At 44.5% G+C, this 640-nt stretch carries 1 pseudogene; it reads right to left on the bottom strand.

Annotated elements, in window-relative coordinates:
* Positions 1-537 (bottom strand): annotated as a pseudogene (locus FKN93_RS17520) (DUF6444 domain-containing protein); the annotation flags it as partial.
* Between the last annotated feature and the right edge of the window lie 103 nt (positions 538-640).

Genomic DNA, 640 nt, shown 5'->3' with positions numbered 1-640 from the left:
GATATTGTCCAGCAAGAACGCCAATGTAGCTGAGTAAATTGGGACCGATAATACCTTGTGATGCATTGTCGGGCTTTTGAGCTTTTACTGTTTCTTTACAGTGGCGGCATTGACCTGAAAATAAACGGTATTCAGTGATATCGACAGTGGGTTTTGGAATATCGAAGACCTGATGGCGGTAGTAGGGGCCACCTTGAATATCGATATCTGACTGGGCACAGCAAGGGCACACTTCAGGAAAACAATCGATAACTACATCAGTTGTTTTCAGTCGTGAGAGTTTTCGTTGATGCCCTGTGTGGCCTTCTTTAGCTCCTCTCGAATTGCGACCACCAGAGCTTTGATCTTTTTTCGCTCATGCTTGTCCTTAGGGTTGTCAGACGAAGGTGGTTTCGATGAGTTTTTGGAGTTAGTTGCTTGTTTATCGGTAAGGTGGCGCAACTGTTCCCACAACTCTTCAATCAGTGCGTTTGCTTCATTAAGGTCAGAGGCTACGGGTGGTTCCTCTTGAAATTTAGGGGCTTTCTTTCTGCTCATAACAAACAGGATGAAGCACTGGAATGATCACTCAATAGTAAAAAGTGGATCAAGTGCTGAGTGTCACACTTTTTCTGTCAATAGGGGCTTGGTGAACACTTAC

This window comes from Vibrio sp. A8-1 (genome assembly GCF_013048685.1).
Lineage (GTDB): Bacteria > Pseudomonadota > Gammaproteobacteria > Enterobacterales > Vibrionaceae > Vibrio > Vibrio metschnikovii.
Note: the sequence above shows the minus strand (reverse complement) of the source record. Positions and strands in the feature narration are given on the sequence as shown.